Source organism: Ureaplasma diversum, assembly GCF_000941095.1.
Lineage (GTDB): Bacteria > Bacillota_I > Bacilli_A > Mycoplasmatales > Mycoplasmoidaceae > Ureaplasma > Ureaplasma diversum.
Genome location: NZ_CP009770.1, coordinates 599828 through 625322, shown reverse-complemented (window position 1 = coordinate 625322; position 25495 = coordinate 599828). Strand labels below are relative to the sequence as shown.

Sequence of the window (25495 nt, the reverse complement as noted above, 5' to 3'; positions counted from 1 at the left end):
AGACAGCTCAATTAACCTACATATTTAAAGACGCAAAAACAACAAAATTAGGAACATTTTTTATATTCCTTTTTTTTTTTTTTTTTGAAGGCAGCTTATTTTTTGCAAACTTTTATAATTGATACGGAGGAAGATGTATAAACAAAATTGATTAAATCAATGCTACTGATTGAATCATAGTAAATACATCAAATAAATATATCAATAATTACTAGTAATTACTAACTAACTCTTTTAAAAATAAGCCTATTAATTTATATAATCCCAAGCCTTAAATTACAAATAATAAAGTGAACAATTTGTTATTCTTTTTTAAGCGAACATATAGACAAGACAGAAACTAAGAATGGTAGTTTTTAGCTTTTGTTTATGTTTATATTCATTAGGTGGATTAAATATTATAGAAAATCAATCAACTAAAAATATAAAATCAAAAAAGTTAATTAATTTTATTTAAATGTTCCATTATTATAATAAATTGCTTAATTTATAAAAGAAGTTTAAATGAGTAACTATTAGTAAATCAACATTATTGTTTTAGTGTACATCACAACACTAAAACTTAATTAGATATGAGGTTATATCATGAAGAAATTTCCTACAAGCAAAATACTTAAGGGAACATTAATTGTAGCTGCATTAAATGTTGTAATCCTGCCTGCTGTTTTAGTTTCACCATCAATTACATTAAGTGCTTTTGAAATTGAACAAATCCTTTTAGCTTTAAACAATGAGAATAACAAAGTAGTTTCTCATATCAATAAACTTGAAAGCAACAAGGATTCTGTTGATACTTTAGAAAGTAGTATTTTACAAACAGCTAATATCACTGATCAGGCTAATCAAGTGCTTTTGAAATATAACAGAGAAGATATTAAAAGCCATCTTAAAATCAAAGCAGTAAGAGATCAACTAGAAAGCAAAATCAACCAACTTAAAACTAAGAACGAAGCATTTAAACCAATTCTAGAACAAAACAAGCTGTTCTTAAACACAGTTGTACAGAATGCACAATTAACTGTTAAAAAAGCCGAAGATAAAGCTAAGAAAACATTAAGCATAGACTTACCAGGACTTAATGAAGCAAAACTAGAATTAGAAAATGCACTTAAAGAAGTTGATAAAGCAAAAGAATTAGCTAAGAGTTCAAAAGAACATACAGACAAACTTGTTGTTCTTGCTAAAAGGGTTCAAGAAGCAACAGAGAAAGTTAACAATCTTATTGTTGAACTAAATATCATTTCTCAAGACAACGATAAATTAAATACTAAATACCAACAAGAGCTTGATCGGCTTATTAATTTACTAACTTCAAAAATTGATGAAGCTAAAAACAATGATCTTGATTTAGTACAAATTAACAACTTAGTAGAACAACTAAAAGAAACAAATACTCAAGCTAATAGAGCAAACGAAATCATTAGTCAAGATTCAAAATCTAACCAACAAACAAAAGCTAAAAAAGATCAATTAGCTGATTTAGTTAAAACATCAGAACAAACAATCATTGCATTAAACTCAAAAGCACAACAAATCAAAAAAGACTTTGATGATCAACTAGATAACTTATCTAAAACAATTAATACAGCAACAAACAACATTCAAGCAGCTAATAACTTAGGTGCAGTAAATATTGAATTTTCTAATGCACAAAACAGAATCTCTTCTGATATTAAAGCCCTAAAAGAAAAAATCCAAAAAGTTAAATATGATGAAGTATTAAAAACAGCTGATGATCTAGAAGCAAAAGATCAACAAAACTTAGCTAATGCACTAACAAAAGCTAAATCTTTAGTTTCTAATTATCTAAAAGAAGCTGATCAATTAACTAATGAACAAAGAAGTAGTTTTGAAAGTGATATTAATAAAGCTACTACAGCTGAACAATTAGAAAACATCCAAAAAGCAATTGAGCTAACTAATTTAAAAGAAAAAACTAAGAAAGAGATTAACAAATTAGAGTTAATTTCAAAACAGCAAAAAGATCAACTAAACCAATCAGTTGACCAGCAACAAAATGATCAAGGTATTGAACAAATTCTTGATTCAGTTAATGAACTAAATAAACAAAAAGAAAGTGTTAAAGAACCAATTAACCAATTAAACAACGCTTCTGAGCAATTAGTTAAAAAGTATAATGATCAACTTGTAGAAGCTGATAGTTCTGAAAAAGTTCAAAAACTATTAGCAGATATCAAAGAATTAGATTCATATAAACAAACTAAAAAGGATGAAATTGAAACCTTAGATTCATTATCTGAAGCAGATAAAGAGAGTTTATATAATGAACTTAAATCAGCTGAAACTAAAGAAGCTGTTGATAGTATAGTTCAAAAAGCTAAGAGTTTAAATGAAAGTAAAAAGAATGCTTTAAATTCACTTAGTTCATTAAATGATTTAAGCGAAGAAGATAAGAATAGATTCAAATCATCAATAAATAAAGCAACTACTAATGAAGATACAAATAAAACATTAGAAGATGCTAAAGCACTTAATGAAGCTAAGAAAGCAACTAAAGAAAACTTAACTACACTAGATAATTTATCTGATGAACACAAAGAAGAATTAAAACAAAATGTTGCTGGTTCAGTATCTCTTGAAGCTGTTAATAGAATTAAAGAAGAAACTACTAAGCTAAACAATGAGAAGAAATTATTAATTGATAATGTTAATAAGTTAAATGATTTTGAGTCAGAACAAAAAAATAAATTCAAAGAACAAATCAAAAATAGTAAAGATCTAAATGAATTAAAAGAACTTGTTAATACTCTAAAAGAAATAGACCGATCTAAAGAAGAACTAAAACAATTAATCGACGAACCTAATAACAGAGTAGAAGATAAAGACAAACAAGCTCTTAAAACAGAATTAACAAAAGCAACTACTAAAGAAGAAGTAGCTAAAGTTAAAGAAAAACTAGAATTGGCTAAGAAGAAGATTGATGCTATTGATAAGATTAATGCTGTTTCTAATATTGATGAAGCTAAAAACAACAATTTATTCAACAAATTAAAGATGCACAGGATAGCGATCAAGTTGATTTAATTCTTGCAACAGCTAGAGATGATGTTGTCGCTGTTGCTAAAGCAAAAGCAAGATCAGAAGTTAATAAATTAAAATTCATTAGTAAAAAAGAAAAAGATCAGTTTATTAAATTGTTAGATAATCTAAACGTTCAAAATAAAGATACTTATGAAAATAAAGTTAAAGAGTTAACTAATAAAAACAAGGAGAAGGAAAACTTACACAAAGGTCTTGAATCTAAAAAAGAATTATTCTCACCAACATTACAACAAAAGATTAAACAGCAATTAGTAAACGAAGATGAGAAGACTAAATATGATGCATTAGCACAACAATATACTGAACTAGCAAGCACTAAAGAACAGATTAAACAAAAAATCAACTCATTAGAATGACTAGGGGCTAAAGATAAAGAAAGTCTTACTAAAAAGTTAATCAACCAAGAGAATGCTTCTACTTCTAGAGCAATAGAAACAGAAGCAAACCAATTAAATACTTTCAAGAAGAATTTAACTGATTCTGTTCAACAATTACAAAATATTGATCAATCTGAAAAAACAACTACTAAAGATCGAATTAAAGAAGCGATTACTAAAGATCAGGCTCAAAAATTACATGATGATTTAAAACTTAAATCTCAAAAAGCTGATGCTAAAAATCAAGTAAATTCTTTAAACAATATCAATAATAGAAAGCAAGGATATTTAAATGAAATCGAATCAGCTTCAAATGAAAGCAAAATATCAGCAATTGTAAACAGAGCTAAGAATCGAAGTAATTTAAACAAAGAAAAAGAAACTGCTAAGAATCAAATTCAAAATTTAAATTTAATTTCAAATGAACACAAACAAAGATTAAAGAATGAAATCGATTCTAGAGAAACTGTTGATAAAGTTAATGAAACACTTAACTGAGCAAAACAATTAAGTGAATTAAAAGCTCAAAATTCATTTGATAAATTAAAATTAACAAATTTATCTAAAAATACTAATGAAAAAGCAAAATATGAACAAGAATTATTAAATGCAGACACTAAGGTAGCTGTAACTAGATTAGTTAATGATTACAAAGCTAAAGAAAACGAAATTGTTAAGGCTAATCAAAAGATAGATCAACATAATAATTTATCTACAGAAGTTAAAAACAGCTTCAAGACTAAAATTAGAGAAGCTCAAACTAATAAAATCAATGATATTATCAATGAAGCAAAAACACTTGATACAAACAACTATAGAAATATCACTACTTTAAACGGTCTACAATATCTAAACGATACTTATAAAACTAACAAAGCTAAAGAAATTAAAAATCAAGCTACAACGCAAGCTTCAAATGCTAAATTGAAAGAAGCTGTTGATTTTAATAATTCTAAAAAAGAATATGCAGATAAAATAAATCAGTTTAGTTTATTAACACAAAAAACAAAAACAGACGCAATATCTGGTTTAAAAAACAATGACAACCAAAGCTCTTATAAAGAAAAATATGACAAGCTTAAAGAAAAAGAAGATATAAAGAAAGAGCGTCTAACTTTAATTACAACAACAAGTGAAATTACTAGAAAAGGTAGAGAAATTCTAGATTCACAATTAAGAGCAACTGATGAAGATCATGAGCTTAATAGAATCTTAGAAGATGTTGTGATGTGAAGAAATGAAGCTAAAATAAATAGTGATATAACATCATCTCTTAATAGCTCAAAAGCTAAGATACAAGAACTTGCTGCAAGTAATCAAGCAAATTCATCACAAAGTTTACAATCATTAAATAATTTTATTTCACAAAATACTAAAAATGAAGAAGACACGCTTGATGCTTTAAAAGTTAAAAATAAAGCTCTTAAGGATGGATTAAGAGAACGTATTATTAAATTCAATCAAAGTATGAGTACTAAAGTAGATAATACTAATACAAACGCTTCAAAACCATTAAATACAATTAATAATGATGAATTAACCAACACTAAAAACAAGTTGGAAGCTGATATTGAGAAGTATAAATCTATAAAACAATCTATTAGTAGTAATTTTGATCAAAGTTTTGATCAAAATGGTTATGATAATGTAATTGCTAAATCAACTCAAGTTTTAGCGAAACTAAACCAAAAAATTCAACTAGTAGATAAATATCAAACAATAAATAAAACACTTTTATCAAGCAAATTAGCTGAAAGAGAAAAAGAATGATTAGAAAGTAGATTACTTAAAGTAGCAAGAAACCCTGATGTCCAAATGTCTGAATTAGATGGTGTTCAAAATGATATCAATAATGCAATAAATGAACAAAAACGTTTACTCGACGCTTTTGCAGATGCAGAATTTGATCTTAATAAAACAATGGATGTTTTAAAAGATATTGATGCTATTAGTAAGAATAGACAAATTAATGCATCACACCAGTCAATAGTTCAAAAATACAACAATATAATGACTACAATAAAAAGTAGATACGATGATAGTGTCAACGAAGGTACACTACCACAATTGACAAGTGAAGTAACTAAATTAAATGATGGTTTAGAAATTTATGCAACAAAGTTCACAGAAGTAAAGAATTATATTATTAAACACTCTGGAACAGAACAAATTCAAACAGATGCTTGAGACCAATATGAAAAATCAACACAAAATGTTAGATTAGAATTATCAAAAGATGGTATCAAGGATTATGGTTACTATAAACAAACTATGGAAACTACATTAAATTCTGCTTTTGATGATGTTAAAAAGTTAGTATTCAAAAAGCAAATTGTAGAATTCATTGGTAATGGTAGATGATCACAACCAGGACAAGTTAGCTATAACTCACATGTTAATTTCACTATCTCAAATGCATATGTTGAAAATCCTTCTGCAAAAAGCAAAGCTCAAATAAAATTTGTTGAAAACAAAGGATATGAAACTACATACCCAAATATGCATATTAACTTCAATATTAGTGATGTAACAAATGGTTATACTGGTGGACATGATATATGAACTCACGAAATTTATTTCCACAGTTCAGACGATGATAAGATGGTATATCGACTTCAAAGTAAGAGATATAAACAACACACTTGATTTGTAATTAATAAAATGCCATCATCAACAAAATATGATAGAAGACTTGATCCTTGAGCATATAAAGTTGATAATGATAAAAAGAATTGATTTACTGAAGAGGATTTAGTTTTAACTGAATTTAAAGGTCAAAAAGTTAAATAATTTATCTTTATAATTAAAAGCTTATTCAGCCCAAAAAAAATTAATAAAAATAATCAAGAAATATAACTTAAAAACCGTTTTAAACCAGAAGGATTATACTTTAGTTTAGACGGTTTTTTGATATCTAAAATATAGTTATTTTATGTTGTATTGCAAAATGGAATTTATATTTTATATATATTTAATTAAAAGGCTAGTAAAACAACAAACTGTTTGATAAGTTTTATTGATTACATCACGAAAGTATTAATACTATAAAAAAACACAACTAATAGTAGTTGTGTAATTTATTGTCTTAAGATCTAGAAAAATATTCCATTAAGAATATCTAATTATTTGCAAAGTCATTCTCGTTAAATCATCTTCCCCTATCAGGGTTAGTGCTGTGTGCTGTTTTTTTATCAGTTTTTTGATCATATCTTGTTTTAACTGGTATTGCAAGGAATTTGTGTTCATCCTTTAAAGATAAAACAATGTCATTATTATCTCCGCTATGGAATTTGACTCTTCCGGTTCAAGAATAACGGCTTCTAGTTCAATCCTCTTCAATTCCACTAGTTAAAAATTCAACTCTAAAGTTTGGAAATTTTGAGCTGTAATGTTCTTTATTAAGAACTGGTTTCTTAGAATCTTTATCAAAATATGCAAAAGCAATAGTTCCAGAATTACCACCCTTACTTCATTTTCCACTACCTATAAGACGTAGCACTTCAAATTTGAATATTTCTTTCTTTACTTCATCTTCAGCATTAGCTAAAAGAGCTTTTTGACCTACTATGAATTCTAAATTTTTAGTTGAACCCTTAGTTGCCAATCTATCTATAACAGGTTTCATTAAAGTGTAATATTTCGTTCAACCTTTATCTGTTGTTTCATCATTACTGCTACGTGTTGATATATAGTTTTTAACTGATTGGAAAACAACATCATAATAGCTAAGAGTTTCATAATATTCAGTGAACTCATGAGTTAGATTTTTAATTTCATCATCACCCATATCTGAATTAAATTTATCACTAACTCGTTCTAATAATACATTGTAATTTTGAGATATTGATTGATGAGAAGAATTTAGTTGTGTATATTTAGTAATTGCACTAGTATCAGAAAGCTTATCAACATATTTTTTTAATTCATTTTTTGCAAGAGTATATTTGTTTACTATATCTTCTCTATTTTTAATTGCTTCGTTTATTTTTGTTTCTAAAGCACTGAAATCACTAGTTCCAAGATCTTTATTTTTAACATTGTTTTTAATGTTGTTTTCATATTTTTCTTTATCTTTTTGACTTAGTGAGCTACCTTGTACATTGCCTTTTAAATTAGAATATTTAGTAGCTAATTCTATTTTTTGTTCAATTCATGATTTTGTTTGCTCATATTTAGCAATTGCATTATCATAACCGTTCTTATCAATCTCACGACCAAATGCTTCACTAATTGATTGTTTGATTTCATTATATTTTGAGATATCAGCTTCTAATTTTTCTTTAATCTTGGTTAATTCTTCTTTGCTTTCTAAATTATCAGGTTTTTCTGCTTTAGTTTTAGCTTCATCAATCAAACTGTTTACATTTTTATTAAACTTAGTAATATGAGAATTAATTTGGTTGTTTAGATTTTGATTCTTTGTTTTTAAATTTTCTAAAGAGTCGCTGTCTTGTTTAGTATTTGATTTAATAAGATTTTGTAGATTTTCTAAATCTTGTCACATTTGAGTATTATTTGTAGCCAATTCCTTCATTTTTGTTAATGAAGTTTTTGATGCGGTTGTTATTTTTGAATTTTTTAATGATTCTTCTTTTCAAGAATTTACTTTTTGTGGGATATTATTGATAACCTGATCATTATCACTACTTCTCAATTCTTGTTCTAAACTTCTTTTACCAGCAGCGGTTATCTCACTAGTTGATTTAATTAATTGCAAGTGGCTATTTTTTGAATCATTCTTTTGTTTGAGTTGATCATATTTTTGTTTAGCTGGATCTTGACCATTATTAGTCTTAATATATGAAACAGCTTCTGATTTTGTTTGAGAAGTTAATAAATCTAATCCATTTATTTGTTGTGCATACTTTTTCTTAGCATCGTTTAATGTCTTAGATTCTTCGGCTTTTCTATTTGTTCCATTCTCATCATTTGCATTTTTAATTGCACCAGTAACATTATCAATTTCAGATCTTGTTAAATAATCTTTGTTGTTATTTACTTTAGTACTAGCTTGTTGTTTGTATGCTTTAATTTTATTATTTTCTTGTTTAATAGCATTAATAGCTGTATTTCCATTTGCTTCTAATAATCTATTATTTAAATCACTTTGTTGTTTAGTACTTAATAAATTATTAGAATCTATTTCATTTTTAGCTGCTTGTTTAGTTTTATTTAGTTCTTGTGCTTCTTTTAATATACTGTTTGATGTAGCGATTGTAGTTTGGTTTTTGATTTCATCAGTTTTATTTGTTCTATATTGTTGGTTTAAAAGTTGTAATTTATTTAAATCAGTAATATTTTTCGCATTTTGAGCATCAAGTTGCTTTGCTTCATTAACAATGTTATTAATTTGATCTTTTTGTGCAGATTTAACTTTTTCTTTAAGAGCAGTTCTAACAGTTTGTGACATATTTGTTAATTTATCAATAGCTTGATTTGCTTTAACAATTTCACTCTCTCTAGATTTGTATTCATTTGCTAAATTTTGAACTTCTGATTTAGTAGTTTTGTTTAGAATTAGTTCATTATATTTAGTATTAGCATTTTGTTCTTTTGCAATTTCAGTTAGGTTAAGTTTTTGAAATGAATTTTCTTTTTTGAACTCTTCTAACTCATTAGCTAAAGTTAATGTTTTATTTACTTCATTAGAATCGTTTTTTGAAGCAATTTCATTTAATAGTCTTTGTTTATGTTCAGGTGAAATTAAAGTTAATTTTTCAATTTGTGTTTTAGCATTTGATTTAGCTTTATTTAGCTGACTTTCATTTTTAGCTCTATTTAGAATTCTCTGTATTTCTTCATCATTTTCTGCTAAATCAATTTGATTTTTATAATTTTCTTTTTTACTGTCAATATCACTTAAACCAGCGACATCATTTTTAGCTTGTTCTTTTTGTGATTTAAGTTTTAGATTATCGTGTAATTTTTGTGCTTGATCTTTTGTTGGTGCATCTTTTATTTGAGTTTTTATAGATTGTCTTTCATTATCTTCAATGTTCTTTAATGTGTCAACAGAAGACATTAATTCTTTCTTGAGATTATCTAGCTCAACAGCTTCTGTTTCTAGTGCTTTTGCAGATGGCTCGTCTTCTTTTTCAGTAAGCTTAGCAATTAAGTCTTGTTTATTCTTATCACCTGTAGATTCTAAGCCTTCAATTTTTTGTTTAATTTGTTCTTTAGTTTTCGCTAGAGCATCATATTTATCAGCTAATAAAGTATACTTATCTTTTTGATCTTCATTAATTAGTTGTTCTTTAATCTTTTGCTGTAAAGCTGGTGAGAATAAATCTTTTTTAGATTCGAGACTCTTATATAAATCTTCTTTTTCTTTATTCTTTTCAGTAAGTTCTCTTAGCTTATCATCAAAACTTTGTTTGTTTTCAAGAGTTAAATCATCTAATGTTTTAATGAATTCATCTTGTTCTTTTTGACTAAGGTAGTTAAGTTTATGGATTTCAGATTTTGCTTTGAATTTAGAAGCACTAACAAAATCATTTCTCGCTGTTGCAAGAATAGATTCGACTTCATCACTATCTTCAGCTTGTTCAATTTGTTTAATAAATTCGTTTTTCTTATCTTGATTAGCATCTGTTAAATCATTAATAGCTTGGACTGCATCAAGTTTTTTCTTAGCTAATTCTAGTTTTTCTTTAACTTTAGCAACTTCTTCTTTAGTAGTTGCTTTTGTTAATTCCTCGTTGAGAGATTGCTTGTCTTGTCCTGATACCTTGCTGTTTGAATCATTAATTAATAACTTAACTTCTTTTTTAGTTTTTTCAACTTCTTTTAGGGTTGAAGTTAATTCATTTGCTTCTTGAATATTTTTCTTATCTTTAATTTGTTTTACAAATTGTTCTTTTTGAGTAGATTCAAAATGTTCTAATTTATTAACTTCTTCAATTAGAGATTTCTTTTCGTTTTCAAGTTTAATAGCTTCTTCTTTAATTTTGCTTACTGCTTCAATTGATACTGAATTAATAATGTTTTGTTTTAATTCTTCTTTGTGTTGAGTTGATAAGTTAGTTAAAGCTTCTAAACTTGCTTTAGCTGATTTTTTAGCTTCATTAAGTGCTTTGGCATTTTCTAAAGCTTTATTTGCTTCTTCACTAGTTGTAGATTTATTTATTAATGATCTAAATCGTTTTTGATCATCTTCACTTAAATCTGATAATGATGCTAGAGTACTTAGACCATCCTTTTTACTTTGATCTAAATTCTTAGCTTTTTGAACTACATTATCAACAGCTTCTTTAGTTTCAGCAGATTTTAGTTCTTCGTATAAGTTTTGTTTATCAGTTTCAGATAATGAATTTAAACCATCAATTTCGTTTTTCTTTTCTACTTTATAAGTATCTAAATCTTTTAGATCAGCTAATAGTTTTTGAACTTTTTCAGAACTATCAGCTTCTACAAGTTGATCATTATACTTTTTAACTAATTGATCAGAAGCATTGTTTAATTGGTTAATTGCTTCTTTAACACTTTCTTTTTGTTTATTTAGTTCATTAACTGAATCAAGAATTTGTTTGATTCCTTGATCATTTTGTTGTTGGTCAACTGATTGATTTAGTTGATCTTTTTGCTGTTTTGAAATTAACTCTAATTTGTTAATTTCTTTCTTAGTTTTTTCTTTTAAATTAGTTAGCTCAATTGCTTTTTGGATGTTTTCTAATTGTTCAGCTGTAGTAGCTTGGTTGATTTCACTTTCAAAACTACTTCTTTGTTCATTAGTCAATTGATCAGCTTCTTTTAGATAGTTAGAAACTAAAGATTTAGCTTTTGTTAGTGCATTAGCTAAGTTTTGTTGATCTTTTGTTTCTAGATCATTAGCTGAGCTGTTTTTAATACTTCATCATATTTAACTTTTTGGATTTTTTCTTTTAGGGCTTTAATATCAGAAGAGATTCTGTTTTGTGCATTAGAAAATTCAATATTTACTGCACCTAAGTTATTAGCTGCTTGAATGTTGTTTGTTGCTGTATTAATTGTTTTAGATAAGTTATCTAGTTGATCATCAAAGTCTTTTTTGATTTGTTGTGCTTTTGAGTTTAATGCAATGATTGTTTGTTCTGATGTTTTAACTAAATCAGCTAATTGATCTTTTTTAGCTTTTGTTTGTTGGTTAGATTTTGAATCTTGACTAATGATTTCGTTTGCTCTATTAGCTTGAGTATTTGTTTCTTTTAGTTGTTCTACTAAGTTGTTAATTTGTACTAAATCAAGATCATTGTTTTTAGCTTCATCAATTTTTGAAGTTAGTAAATTAATAAGCCGATCAAGCTCTTGTTGGTATTTAGTATTTAATTTATCGTTGTCTTGAGAAATGATATTTAGTTCAACAATAAGATTGTTAACTTTCTCTGTTGCTTCTTGAACCCTTTTAGCAAGAACAACAAGTTTGTCTGTATGTTCTTTTGAACTCTTAGCTAATTCTTTTGCTTTATCAACTTCTTTAAGTGCATTTTCTAATTCTAGTTTTGCTTCATTAAGTCCTGGTAAGTCTATGCTTAATGTTTTCTTAGCTTTATCTTCGGCTTTTTTAACAGTTAATTGTGCATTCTGTACAACTGTGTTTAAGAACAGCTTGTTTTGTTCTAGAATTGGTTTAAATGCTTCGTTCTTAGTTTTAAGTTGGTTGATTTTGCTTTCTAGTTGATCTCTTACTGCTTTGATTTTAAGATGGCTTTTAATATCTTCTCTGTTATATTTCAAAAGCACTTGATTAGCCTGATCAGTGATATTAGCTGTTTGTAAAATACTACTTTCTAAAGTATCAACAGAATCCTTGTTGCTTTCAAGTTTATTGATATGAGAAACTACTTTGTTATTCTCATTGTTTAAAGCTAAAAGGATTTGTTCAATTTCAAAAGCACTTAATGTAATTGATGGTGAAACTAAAACAGCAGGCAGGATTACAACATTTAATGCAGCTACAATTAATGTTCCCTTAAGTATTTTGCTTGTAGGAAATTTCTTCATGATATAACCTCATATCTAATTAAGTTTTAGTGTTGTGATGTACACTAAAACAATAATGTTGATTTACTAATAGTTACTCATTTAAACTTCTTTTATAAATTAAGCAATTTGTAATAATGACGGAACATTTAAATAAAATTAATTCACTTTTATTATTTTATATTTCAACCAGCTTGATTTTCTATAATATTTAATCCCGACCTATCACATATAAACACAAACAAATGCTAGAAACTGCCATTCTTAGCTATTGTATAGTTTATTTGTTCGCTTAAAAAAGAATAACAAATTGTTCACTTTGTTATTTGTTATTTAAGGTTTGGGATTATATAAATTAATAGGCTTATTTTTAAAAGAGTTAATTAGTAATTACTAGTAATTAATGATATTTTTATTTGATGTATTTAATATGATCCAATCAGTAGCATTGATTTAATCAATTTTGTTTATACATCTTCCTCCATCTAAATTGTAAAAGTTTAAAAAATAAGCTCTTCTAAAAAAAAAAAAAAAAAGTTGAATATAAAAGATGTTCCAAATTTTGTTATTTTACAACTTTCAATTTAGTATTTAAGCTATGCTTAAACATATAATGTTTATAGTTTTGTCCTAAAGTTAAAATACTTTATGAAGTTAAAAAGACAATAATTTGTTTACTTTAATAACTATTAAATTAATTTATATATCAAAAAGGAGCTGGTATTAAAGCCAACTCCTTTTTTGTTTGATAAACCTAATATTAATTCTTCTCATCAAAGAACTTCTTTTTGTTTTCGTACCACTCTTCCATTGAACCAATTTCAATACAAGCAACAGGGCAAACTAAACAACAAGCTCCACAAGAGATGCACTTTTCATCAGCTCATGCTTTATTATCTGCATCAACATGAATTGCATCAACTGGACAAACTGCTTCACATGATTGACAACCAATACAGATGTCTCGATTAACAATTGCAATTGTTTTAGTTGAACCCATAACTATTCTCCTTAAATTAATATTATTTAATGATCTTATAAACTATTTGTTGGTTTAATATATCCTTATTAATTAGATTCTTATTAACTACTAAATAATAAGACCTTTGTACTATTTGATTTGTTTTAGTTCCAAAGTATTTGTTTTTATAATATTCTCTTAGATTTAATTGTATTTGGTTATTAATGATTGAAAAATCATTAATAAAATAACCTGATAAATCATATAATGCTGCTTTAGAAAAGATAGTTGATATATTTTTAATAATTAATAATGATTGGTTATTGAAATCAATATTACTTAATTTATTCTTTAAATCTAAAGCATATTTATTATTTTTAATATTAAAGAACCTATTAAAATCAGATTCATTAGTAATTAATGAAACATTTTCATCAGCTCATTGATTATTAATTACATTAGATCCTTTTTGTTTACTAAAAGAAGAATATGTAGATTTATTCTCTACTATTAAATTATTAAAAGCAACATTAAAATCTTGATGTCAATCAACAAGCTCATAAGCTAAACTAGCTTGCTCAAAGTTGGTTTTGTTGATTAGACTTATTCGATTAGTATTTATACTACAACTAGCTAATGTACTAAAACCAATAATAGATATAAAACCAATAGAACCTATTGTAATTAATCATTTATGTTTTAGTTTCATTATTAGTTCCTTTTTAATAATTAATTAGATAGATTAAAGCTATTTTATTTAAAGTATTTAAAATTAATATCTAAATAGTTTATTTCATAACAAAATTCTTAGCAGCAGGAACTTTGTTTAAACCAGGGATTCGATAAATAGTTGTTGTAATTGCTATTATCATATTAGCAGCATAATTAACTTCAAAGCTTTCGATTTTGATTGTAAAGTTAACTGGAGCATTTAATAAGTTAGGATCTGCAGATAAAGAATATGGTGTTTTAGCCATGCATAAATACATTTGATCTGTTTTTAAATTAGCTAACTGTTCTTTAGCTAAAGCTGATAATTCATATGAATCAGCTAAATAAACTTTTTTAATTACTTTGTTTATTTTTGTTAAGATATCATCTTCTAAATCATAGATTGGCTTAAACTTAAATTTATTAGTAGTTAATAACTGTTTTGTTTTAGTAGCTATTTCTTCACTTTTTGAACTTCCATAAGAGTAAGCATAACTACGAGCATGATTGATTTGATATTGATCTAGTAATGATTCTAAATAAACTAATTCTTCTTCACTATCTTGTGAATGAACATTAATATAAGCAATAAAAGGAATTTGGTATTGTTTTAAGTGTTCAAAGTGTCTAAGTGAATTAGAGAATCCTAATTTAATTTGATCAGCTTCATTTGGATTATCTGCATTAGCATGGTATTTGATTGATCTTAAACTGATTACAATTCCTATTAAATCAACTTCTAAATCAAATGAAGCTGCTTTAATGTTCATAAACTTTTCTAATCCTAAATCAGATCCAAATCCACATTCAGTTACTACACAATCAGCTAATCCCATTGCTGTTTTAGTAGCTATAACACTATTACACCCATGTGCAATATTAGCAAAAGGTCCACCATGAACAAGTACTGGATTATCTTCTTTAGTTCTTACTAAATTAGGATATAGTGCATCATCTAAAATAGTCATGATTGCATCAGTAATTTCTAATTGTTCAATAGTAATTGGATTATTATCATAATCTAAAGCAACAATCATTTTAGCAATTCGGTTTTTAAAATCATCATGATCATTACATAAACAAAACAAAGCCATTAAATCTGAAGCTGCAGTAATATTAAAACCAGTTTTGATGTGGTGGTTTTTAATTTGATAGTTAATTTCTCTTAAGCATCGATCATTAATATCTAAACAACGTTTAATAAAGATTTTTTCTGGGTTAATATTTAGTTTTGAATTAAAATAAATTTCATTTTCAATAACAGCAACAATTAAGTTATTAGCACAAGCAATAGCATGTAAATCCCCACTAAAGTGAAGGTTGATCTTATCAAATGGTTGTAAATAAGATAATCCACCCCCTGAACCTGTTCCTTTCATTCCAAACACAGGACCAAGTGAAGGTTCACGTAATGCCCCAACTGTTTTAAGTCCATGCTTATTTAGTGCATCAACTAAACCAATACTAGTTGTTGTTTTTCCCTCACCAGCTGGAGTTGGGTTCATAGCTGTTATTACGATTAATTTAGTATTTGGATTATAAGTTTTTGCTTTTTTGATTTTAGCAATTTCACTTCCATATAAATCATATTCATCTATTGATAAATTATGTTGTTTAATGACTTGTTCAATAATTTTCATATTTACCTACTTTACTTCTTGATATTTACTTTTCTTTTTAAAATAAGATACATCAAATAAAAGATTAATCCAAGGATAATTGATAATACTAAAAAGATTACAAAACCCCTACGATTTGCTTGTTTCTTTAAAGCAATGATTTCATCCCCTGAAATGATTTCATTTTGATAAAAACTATGAATCCGATTTAATCGGTTGTGTGCTTGGAAAATAACTCATAAATGAATTAAAAATGTTGTAGCTATAATTGTTCCTAATCCAATAACAGCATACATTGGATTTTTATTCATATAATTAGGATCTTTAATATTTAAAACTACTAAACTACCAAAGTGTGAGTTCTCTGCTGCATTTAAATATAGATTCATAAAATAAGCAACAACGAAAACTCCAGCTATACAGAAAGCAGATGTTAAATAAACATATGCTGCTACTCAGTTAATGTTAATGTGAGCAACAATTAATTTTCGATAGATATTAACAATAAAGTTGGTTGCTTTACTTCGATCAAATTTATTGTTCTGGTATTCATACTCTTTTTTAAAGTTGATTAAGTTGCTAGATGCAATTGCTAAAAAGAAAATAATAACAACAGTATAAACTAGTGTTGGTAAAAAGATTCAAGCACTTAAACTATTTACAACTACTTCATAAGCTAATCAAGAAATTAAAGCAACAGCTACTAAAAGTAATAAGGTTCAAAATAAAACTTTATTACGCATTGAACCGATTTCTTTTTTATAGAAATCTGGCATTTTAGTTTTATCTAAAGTTTGATAAACGGTTTGGATTTGAGATGAAGAATCGATTTCAATCTTTTCTTGTTCATCTAATGGTTGATAAATAAAATCGTTAAGATTTCGTGGAATAAAACTTCTTGTTTGAACACCATGTTGATAACTTTGATAATCAGCTAATCCATAATTTGCTGCAAAAACTGGTTGTTGGTATACTGGTTGAACCATTGGCTGCATATATGGTTGCTGAACATATACAGGTTGTTGATAATAAGGGTTTTGATTGTTAGGTTGTTGGTATATTTGTTGTTGTTGAACAATTGGTGGTTGTTGAATATAAGGTTGGGGCTGGGGTTGGTTTTGTGCTTGCATCTGAGCTTGCATTGGCATCTGATTTAATTGATTTTGAGCCATTAAAACTGGTTCATTTTGATTTAAAGCATAATTTTGATTAACTATTGCTTGTTGGTTGTTAAATGAACCTAGTTGTTGGTTAGTTTGATTAACTACTGGATTAGGATTTTGTTGTTGAACTAATTGATTATCATTTCTTATTACAAAAGCTGTTTGATTATCTACATCATTAAAATCAGCAATAAATTCTTCAGTATTTAAAACTCTACGGTTGAATTTAGATTGATTATTATTAGTTGTATTATTGGTTTGGTTATTGTTTTGATTGTTTCAATCTCTATCACGTGACATCAAACCACCCCTATCTTATTATTTAATAATTATATAAAAATTTAATAGCTTACAAAATAATAAAAAAAGTAAGGAATTTAATTCCCTACTTTAAAACTCTTTATTTTGTTATTTATGCTTATCTTTTTTAAGCTTTATTACTATCTTCACTAACTACTTGATTAGATGAAAGAGTGCATGCATTCTTATCTAATTTAACTTTAGTAGTTCCTGTGTGACGGTGTCATGATTTATAATCTTTAGCTTCTGCTGCAATTGCTTCACATTCACAAGGATAAACATTAGCTAAACCATATGCATCTTCATTATGGTTAATGATATCAATGTGTGATAATTGTTCAGTTGCACTTAATCGTGGTCTTGTAATAAAGACAATAATTATTGTTAGTACAAACGCATAAGCTGCTGCAAGTGCAGTTGCACCGACTTGGATTCCAAATAAGTATCCACTAGCAGCATATGAAATAGATGGTAGAACATTAACAGATGCGAACGCACCAATTAAGATTGAACCAGTTACCCCACCCATACCGTGAACTGCTCAAACTTCAAGTGAGTCATCAAAGTGGAAGTGGTGCATTAATTTAGCACATGAGAAGCAAACTAGAACCGCGGCCACACCAACAGGAACAGATGCTCAAATTGGAATATATCCTGCAGCTGGTGTAATTGTTGCTAATCCAGCAATTGCTCCAGTTACAAGTCCAACTGATGTTGGTTTGTGGTTTTTGTTAAAGATTGTTTCACAAATTGCTCAACCAACCATACCGATTGCTAAAGCAATAATTGTATTAATTCATGATGTTGGTGCAACAGATAAGAAGTAAGATACTTTTTCTTTTACACCAGGTAAGGTTTCGATTTCATTTGAAGTAAATGCTGAACCACCAACATTGAATCCAAATCAACCAAAGAATAGTAATGTTGCTCCAACAACAACCATTGGAATGTTGTTTGAACGGTTTTTATCGCTCTTTAAAATCACACGTTTACCAAGCACGAATGAAGTTGCTAAAGCTCCAAATCCTGCTGTTGTATGAATTACAATCCCACCAGCGAAATCTAAAACCCCAGCAGCTGCAAGGAATCCTTGACCTCAAATTCAGTGTGCGAATGGAATGTAAATAAAGTATTGTCATAATACAAGGTAGACAATATAGTTTCTAAATTTCATACGATCAGCGAATGCTCCAACCATTAAAGGTGGTGTAATAATTGCAAACGCTAATTGGTATGCAAAGAATAGAATTAAAGGCACGCCCCCACTAAAGTTAGAGAACACTAGCCCAACATTTCCAGCTCATCCATGAACTCCATTTGCATCAGCAACTGATCCATCGAATAATAAGTTTCTAAATGCAAAGTAAGTAGAAATGTCACCAATTATACCTTTTCCAACTGATGGACCAAACGCAAGTGAGAATCCACCAAAAATTCAAATTAAAGTTGTTACTCCTAAAGAAATAACACATTGGTTAATAATTGTAAGTGTTGATTTTCGTCTTACTAACCCTCCATAAAATAAGGCAAGCCCTGGAGTCATTAATAAAACAAATGCAATGGCAAGTGCTGCTAACAGTGTGTTCGTTGGATTAAATCCAACAGCTTCTAGAGTTGTTCCTGTGGCTTTTAGATCAACAAACGATAATTCATGTGTTGAAAAGTAAATATCTTGATTAACACCTCAAGTTGACACTGTTATCACCCCTCTTTAGTTTAATGTTCGTGATTATTTTCTTGTTGTACATTTACTGCTTTTTTAGCTTTAGTACCTGTAGCTTGGTGTCATGATTTATCGGCTGCTTCACATTCTTCTGCTTGTGCACAAGAAGGTAATGCAATTTCAAGACCATATGCTTCTTCACCGTGTAATAATTCATCAACGTGACCTAATTGTTGTGTTGCACTTAAACGTGGTTTTGTGATGAACACAATTAAACAAGTGAATGCAAACGCATAAGCAGCAGCTAAAGCAGTTGCTCCTACTTGTAATCCAAACAATGTACCGATTGCTTCTTCACCTTGGAGATATATTCCTGAAGCAACAGGGTCTGGATTAATTGATAATGCACCTAATTGAATACCAGGGTTTACATCAAATGATGCGAACGCACCAATTAAAATAGAACCAGTTACCCCACCCATACCGTGAACTGCTCAAACTTCAAGCGTATCATCGAAATGGAAGTGGTGCATTAATTTAGCACATGTGAAACATACAATAACAGCCATAATACCAATTGGAACTGATGCTCAGATTGGTACATATCCTGCAGCTGGTGTAATTGTTGCTAATCCAGCAATTGCTCCAGTTACAAGTCCAACAGATGTTGGTTTGTGGTTTTTGTTGAAGATTGTTTCACAAATCGCTCAACCAACCATACCAATTGCAAGTGCAATAATTGTACTTACTCATGAAGATGTGGCTATAGTTCAAACTGCAGCATCATTACCTGCAAATCCTGATCCACCCACATTAAATCCAAATCATCCAAAGAATAGAAGAGTTGCTCCTAAAATAGTCATTGGAATGTTGTTTGGACGGCTCTTATCATTTTTAAGAAGAACACGTTTTCCTAGCACAAATGAAGCAGCTAAAGCTCCAAATCCTGCAGTTGTGTGGATTACAATACCACCCGCAAAGTCAATAACCCCAATAGCTGCAAGGAATCCTTGACCTCAAATTCAGTGTGCAAACGGAATGTAAATTAAGTATTGTCATAACACAAGGAAGACAATGTAGTTTTTGAATTTCATTCTATCTGCAAATGCTCCTACCATTAATGGTGGAGTAATAATTGCAAACGCTAATTGATAAGCGAAGAATAAAATTAATGGAACCCCATTTGTAAAGTTAGCAAAGACAATGCCCACAGGACCTGATCATCCTGCTACTCCTGATCCATCAGCACCATTAAATAAAAGGTTTCTGAATGCAAAGTAAGTAGAAATATCACCAATAATACCCTTACCAACAGAAGGACCAAATGCAAGCGAGAATCCACCAAAGATTCAAATCATTGTAGTGACCGCTAAAGAAACAACACATTGGTTAATAATTGTAAGTGTTGATTTTCGACGGACTAATCCCCCGTAGAATAAGGCTAAACCTGGTGTCATTAAAAGGACAAAGGCAATTGCTAATGAAACAAGTAATGTGCTTGTTGGATTATACCCAACACTACTTAGTTCAGTTGCAGTTGCATTTGCACTAACTCATGTAAGGGTATGTTGGCTGAAGTAGATATCTTTATCTACTCCCCAATTTGAAATTCCCATAGCAAATTTCACCTCATTAAAATAGTTATTTTTTTATATTCACACAACACGAAAAAAATAAGCACGATTGCATAAATATAAAAAAATTATATAACTAAATACAATAAAAAGGTTAAAACAAATAAAAAAACTACCAAAATCCAAAAAGATTTATCTTTAATTTTAATATTTAAACAACTAATAATTTTTTAAACTAAAAGTGGAGATAATAAAAAAATAATCCCTTTTTAGTTATAAACTAATAAGAGCTTATTAATTATTGTTTATGGAATGATAATAAGTGAGCAATTTGATCTTTAAGATTTTGTTCTTTAGTGTTTTGGTTTTGGATCTTTAAATAGTCATGATATCTTCAATAACTAATTAGGTTTTTAGCAACCGCTTTTTTAATAGCACAAGCAGGTTCGTTAATATGTAAACAGTTTGAGAATTTACAATTTTTAGCAACATTAGCAAAATCATTATAAGCGGTTGCCATTTGTTGTAATGATAAGTTGACTTCTAAACTACCAAACCCTGGTGTATCAACTAAAAACCCATCTGCAAACCGGATCAATTTAGTTGATGTTGTTGTATGTTTTCCCCGGTTTAAAAACTTAGAGATTTGTTGGGTTTTACGATCTAAACTTGGATCTAAGCGATTAATCAAAGTTGTTTTACCAACCCCACTGTTCCCAGCTAAACAGACAGTATGATCTTTAATTAAGCTTTTAAGTTGATTAAAATCATTTTGATCACTTAAATTAAAGACAGTGTAATTATCTTTTCTATAATCATTAATAATGTTATTGATTCAAGTTTTATCTTCAACTAGATCATACTTACTAAAAGCAATATATACATTTTTAATATTTCTAGCTTCATAAAAAGCTAAGTATTTATTTAAAGCTAGTGTATTTAAACTAGGTTCAACAATTGATACTACAACTAGCATAATATCAACATTAGCAACTTTAGGACGAACTAGTTGATTATATCGTTCTTCTAATTCTACTATTACATATTGATCATCAATTTGCTCTAAGATTACATCATCTCCAACCATTGGTTTTAAGATGTGACTATCATGTAAAAAGATACCTTTTGGAACTACTTTTAGTTCTTGGTTTAGATCATAAATATAAGCAGAGAACTGATTAGCAATATTACTAACTATTTTAGCTTTCATTACTTTATATCCTTCCTACTGCTTTTAGTATGATCACAATTAATAAAATTAAAGCTAAAGCACTTAAACTAATTACAGTTAACAAAACTACTCATTTCTTTAAATACCAAGGATAGTGTTCATTTTTAATTGAATGTAATTTAATTTCATCAGCACTTTCAAACACCATCTTATTAAATGGTTTAATTAGTTCTTGATTAATGATCAGATCATTTGCTTTAACTAGTTCTAGATCAGCTAGAAATTGTTTAACATTAACATATTGTAAACATCGATCATCATTTTTTCAAGCAAAGCAACGAATTAATATGTTATCGATTCCAATTGGGATCGTAGGGTTTGATAAACTTAATGGTTTATAGTCATAGTTATATCAAGCTCTCATCTTAGCTTCATCACTACTTTTCTCATCAACAAACTTAAAGAATGGATATTGGTTAGTGATTAGTTCATATAACATTACTCCAAGTGAGTGTAAATCATAATGTTTATTATAAACATCCTTAAACAATTGATCTTTATATGTGAAACTAGAGTTGTTTTTCTTTCTTTTAGTAAGTTCTTTATAAAGATTAAGAATAGTAGGTGGAGCATATGGGACTGTACATTTAATATCATGATCAATGGTTGTTATTTTCATTTGATCATAATAAACACTAGAGATGCCATAGTCAAAGATTTTAATGGTCTCTGTTTGCAAATCAATCATACAGTTTTCTGGTTTAAGATCACGGTGAATAACACTAGGTTCACTTTCATGAAAAAGCATAATACCATGAGCAATTTGTTTAATGAATTCAATTGCTTTAATATAACTAATACTTTTGTTTTGATTTAAGAAGTCTCTTAAAGTAATACCATTTAAGTATTCAATGACCATACAAATAGCTTTATCATTGGTTTCAAAAGAACCAAGTTCAAAGTATTCATAATAATCTACAATGTGCTTTTTAGAACTTGGATCAGCATTTTTAATTAGATTAGAAATACGAAGCTCATCATATACTAAATCAGCTTCTTTTTGGTTTTTAACAAAAATGACTTTAATTGCAACGACTCTGATAAATTCATTATTATCAGGGTTATATTGGTTAGCTTTATAAACAACTGAATACCCACCCTGACCAATTTTAGCTAGAATTTGGAATTTGTTATTTTGTATAAATTCATTAATAGCAAAAACATCCATAAACTAAACCCTAGTTATTAATTAAAAAAGCAAATGATAAGTTATCATTACTACCATTATTAATTGCTTCTTTAATAATGGTGTTTAAAAAAGTATTTTGATCAACAGATGCATTTGCTTTAATTAGTTGATCATATAATAATTCTAAGTTATAGTGAAAATGAAAACCATCTGAAGATAAGAACAGGATTTGATTAGGTAATAATTCTAGTTCATAAAGATCATAACTTAGTGAGATGTTACTTGTTCTTCCAACAAATTGAGTTAATGAATAAAGGTGTTTTTGATATTTATCATAAACCTCTGCACTTGCTTTTCTTGCTCTTAGAGTTTCTAATAAGTTATTATCAACTGTTAGTTGTTTAACATTAGAATGATCTAAAAGATAAGCTCTTGAATCACCAATGTTTAAAATAAAAGCATGATTGTTAACAATAATACTAGCTACAATCGTTGTTCCCATATTATAAGAATCTTTTTGAATTAAAACAACATTATCAATTTGCTTCTGAGCATTACGGATATTTAAAATGAATCATTTTCTGATTTGATTTAAATCAAATTCAGAAAAGTCAGTTGTTAAAAATGCATTTGTTATACAGTTCATAACAATATGAGAAGCAGCAGCTCCTCCTTGATAACCACCAAGTCCATCACAAACAATTAATAAGTGTTGTGAATATTCATTAATGATTGCATTAGAGCAATCATCATTATGTTTCCTTGTGTTTCCAATGTCTGTAATAAAACCTAATTGCATTAAAGTACTCCCTGTTCTTTTGCTCGTAGTTGACCACAAGCAGCATCAATGTCAGACCCTTTTTCTTGTCTAGTTGTTGCACGAATGTTGTTTTGGATCAAAATATTAAAGAACCGATCTACATTTTTACTTCTTTTATAACCATTTTCACTTACTGGATTATAAGGAATTAAATTAACATAGCATAACATCCCTTTTAATAAGTTAACTAATTCATAAGCATGTTCATCTTGATCATTAATTCCATCAATCATAATGTATTCAAATGTGATCTTATTATTAGTAATTTTAGTATATTCTTTAGCTGCAGCTAATAATTTTTCAATATTAAAAGCTTTATTAATTGGCATAATAGAGCTTCTAATTTGATCGTTTGGAGCATGTAAACTAATTGCTAAGCCAACTTGGGGTTGGAGTTGAGTTCATTCAGCAAACTTGTGAACAAGTCCACAAGTTGAAACAGTAATTTTTCTTTTACCAATTTCTAAACCAAAGGGATTGTTAACAATATTAATGAAGTTAGAAACATTAGGGATGTTATCAAAGGGTTCGCCAATTCCCATCACAACAATATTACCAACTCGTCCTAAACTATACTCATCTAAATACTTTTGAGCTTGATAGACTTGAAGAACAATTTCTCCTGAACTTAGATTTCGTTTCTTTTTTAAAATTCCTGAAGCACAGAAGCTACATCCCATATTACAACCAACTTGGGTTGTTACACAAACAGAATAACCATATTCAAATTTCATTAAAACGGTTTCTATTTTATTTCCATCAGCTAATTCAAATAAGAATTTGATTGTTCCATCTTCACTAACTTGTTTAATAACAGTTTTATGTAAATCAAAACTAAAGTTAGTTTGTAATCATTCTTTGTTTTGTTTAGATAGATTTGACATCTTATCAAAGTCTAAAGTACGGTGCTTGTAGATTCATTCATAGATTTGTTTAGCTAAATAAGGTTTTAGATTGTTTTCAATTACAATTGCTTCAAGTTGTTCTAATGTATAATCATAAAACAGAAGTGGTTTATTGGCTGATAGCATGCTTAATTACCTCAATTAATTCGTTTGCAGCTTGTTTTGGATCATCATTAATGATTTGGTATTGGTAATGGTCTTTAACATCTATTTCATTACTTGCTTTAGCTAATCGTTCTTGTATGATGCTTTCTGATTCAGTGTTCCGGTTAACTAATCGGTTTTTAAGTTCATCTAAACTTGGTGGTAATAAGAAAATTGAAACTAACCCATCATCTTTATAAGATTGAATTACTTGTAAAGCACCAACAACTTCGATTTCTAAAATAACATTTTTACCTTGGTTTCTTAACTGTTCAACATAAGCTCTTGGTGTTCCATACTTATTATTAACAAATTCAGCTCATTCGATTAGTTCATTGTTTTCAATTGCTTTTTGAAATTCATCTTCACTAACAAAGAAATAATGAACTCCGTTTTCTTCATTAGAACGCATTTTTCTTGTAGTCATTGAAACACTATAAGCTAGATTTAATTCTTGATTGTTAATAACTTGTGATAGGATGGTGTGTTTACCAACACCACTTGGTCCACTAAAAACAATTAATTTTCCTTTTTTCATAATTCCCTTATATACTATTGATATTGCGTAAATTCAAGCATTTTGCTTAATATCTTTATATTATAATCAATTTAAAATTTTTAATTATTATTAATATTATTAAATGTACTCAATTATTTGTTAGTGTTATTATTTATCCTTAAGATTGAAGTATAAATAAAGCTAAAAAGTTAGTTAATTTTTAATGCTTAAAAACAGGGCTGAATATGTTAAAATATTAAAGCTGTGTATTAAATAAGACCTAGTATGCAGCTTCAACCACTCAAAACAGGTTTTTTAAAATGCAATTTGCATACCTTATTGGTGAGTCTAAGTTGATAAATAAACTAAGGAGAACAT

General features: G+C 28.1%; 15 protein-coding genes and 1 other annotated feature. Of the genes, 2 read left to right on the top strand and 13 right to left on the bottom strand.

The genetic code is table 4. The features are described 5' to 3' along the window. Nucleotides 1-585 precede the first annotated feature (585 nt). Nucleotides 586-3045: a coiled-coil domain-containing protein gene (locus JM47_RS02480; protein ID WP_208894833.1), complete on the top strand. Its 2460-nt coding sequence runs from the start codon at nucleotides 586-588 to the stop codon at nucleotides 3043-3045. A 110-nt stretch (nucleotides 3046-3155) separates the two neighbouring features. Next, on the top strand, nucleotides 3156-6230 hold the full coding sequence (locus JM47_RS02475; protein WP_208894832.1) for a GA module-containing protein: 3075 nt from the start codon (nucleotides 3156-3158) through the stop codon (nucleotides 6228-6230). Between the two features lie 328 nt (nucleotides 6231-6558). Here the strand turns inward: JM47_RS02475 and JM47_RS02470 are convergent, their stop codons facing one another. From JM47_RS02470 to gmk, 13 genes are all read right to left on the bottom strand, one after another. After that, the gene (locus JM47_RS02470; RefSeq protein ID WP_280451482.1) at nucleotides 6559-11238 is read right to left on the bottom strand and encodes a hypothetical protein; all 4680 of its coding nucleotides are present in this window, start codon (nucleotides 11236-11238) and stop codon (nucleotides 6559-6561) included. A 20-nt stretch (nucleotides 11239-11258) separates the two neighbouring features. Then, complete coding sequence (locus JM47_RS02465; RefSeq protein WP_208894830.1) at nucleotides 11259-12419, bottom strand: coiled-coil domain-containing protein; 1161 nt, start codon at nucleotides 12417-12419, stop codon at nucleotides 11259-11261. Nucleotides 12420-13158: 739 nt separating this feature from the next. Beyond that, nucleotides 13159-13398 carry a 4Fe-4S dicluster-binding protein gene (locus tag JM47_RS02460; RefSeq protein WP_038102822.1) on the bottom strand — a complete coding sequence of 80 codons (240 nt, stop codon included), beginning with the start codon at nucleotides 13396-13398 and terminating at the stop codon, nucleotides 13159-13161. Nucleotides 13399-13420: 22 nt separating this feature from the next. Continuing rightward, on the bottom strand, nucleotides 13421-14068 hold the full coding sequence (locus JM47_RS02455; RefSeq protein ID WP_208894829.1) for a hypothetical protein: 648 nt from the start codon (nucleotides 14066-14068) through the stop codon (nucleotides 13421-13423). Nucleotides 14069-14147: 79 nt separating this feature from the next. Further along, a complete protein-coding gene (locus tag JM47_RS02450; protein ID WP_208894828.1) occupies nucleotides 14148-15710 on the bottom strand; it encodes a formate--tetrahydrofolate ligase in 1563 nt (520 codons plus the stop codon). 11 nt (nucleotides 15711-15721) lie between these two features. After that, entirely contained in the window at nucleotides 15722-17152 is a 1431-nt protein-coding gene (locus JM47_RS02445; RefSeq protein WP_208894827.1) for an MSC_0882 family membrane protein, read from the bottom strand. Between the two features lie 127 nt (nucleotides 17153-17279). After that, nucleotides 17280-18848: an ammonium transporter gene (locus JM47_RS02440; RefSeq protein ID WP_208894826.1), complete on the bottom strand. Its 1569-nt coding sequence runs from the start codon at nucleotides 18846-18848 to the stop codon at nucleotides 17280-17282. Nucleotides 18849-18868: 20 nt separating this feature from the next. Next, nucleotides 18869-20431, bottom strand: a complete 1563-nt coding sequence (locus tag JM47_RS02435) for an ammonium transporter (RefSeq protein WP_038102816.1) — start codon at nucleotides 20429-20431, stop codon at nucleotides 18869-18871. Between the two features lie 256 nt (nucleotides 20432-20687). Then, complete coding sequence (gene rsgA / locus JM47_RS02430) at nucleotides 20688-21599, bottom strand: ribosome small subunit-dependent GTPase A (protein ID WP_208894825.1); 912 nt, start codon at nucleotides 21597-21599, stop codon at nucleotides 20688-20690. A gap of 4 nt (nucleotides 21600-21603) precedes the next feature. Then, entirely contained in the window at nucleotides 21604-22788 is a 1185-nt protein-coding gene (locus JM47_RS02425; RefSeq protein ID WP_038102813.1) for a serine/threonine-protein kinase, read from the bottom strand. 10 nt (nucleotides 22789-22798) lie between these two features. Next, nucleotides 22799-23548 (bottom strand): PP2C family protein-serine/threonine phosphatase, encoded by a 750-nt coding sequence (locus JM47_RS02420; RefSeq protein ID WP_208894824.1) that lies wholly within the window; start codon nucleotides 23546-23548, stop codon nucleotides 22799-22801. Beyond that, nucleotides 23548-24600 (bottom strand): 23S rRNA (adenine(2503)-C(2))-methyltransferase RlmN, encoded by a 1053-nt coding sequence (gene rlmN / locus JM47_RS02415; protein ID WP_038102807.1) that lies wholly within the window; start codon nucleotides 24598-24600, stop codon nucleotides 23548-23550. The genes JM47_RS02420 and rlmN overlap by 1 nt, the downstream gene beginning before the upstream one ends. Continuing rightward, nucleotides 24584-25156 carry a guanylate kinase gene (gene gmk, locus JM47_RS02410; RefSeq protein WP_038102804.1) on the bottom strand — a complete coding sequence of 191 codons (573 nt, stop codon included), beginning with the start codon at nucleotides 25154-25156 and terminating at the stop codon, nucleotides 24584-24586. Before gmk ends, rlmN begins: the two co-directional genes overlap by 17 nt. A gap of 246 nt (nucleotides 25157-25402) precedes the next feature. Beyond that, nucleotides 25403-25477, top strand: a sequence feature (ribosomal protein L21 leader region). Nucleotides 25478-25495: the final 18 nt, after the last annotated feature.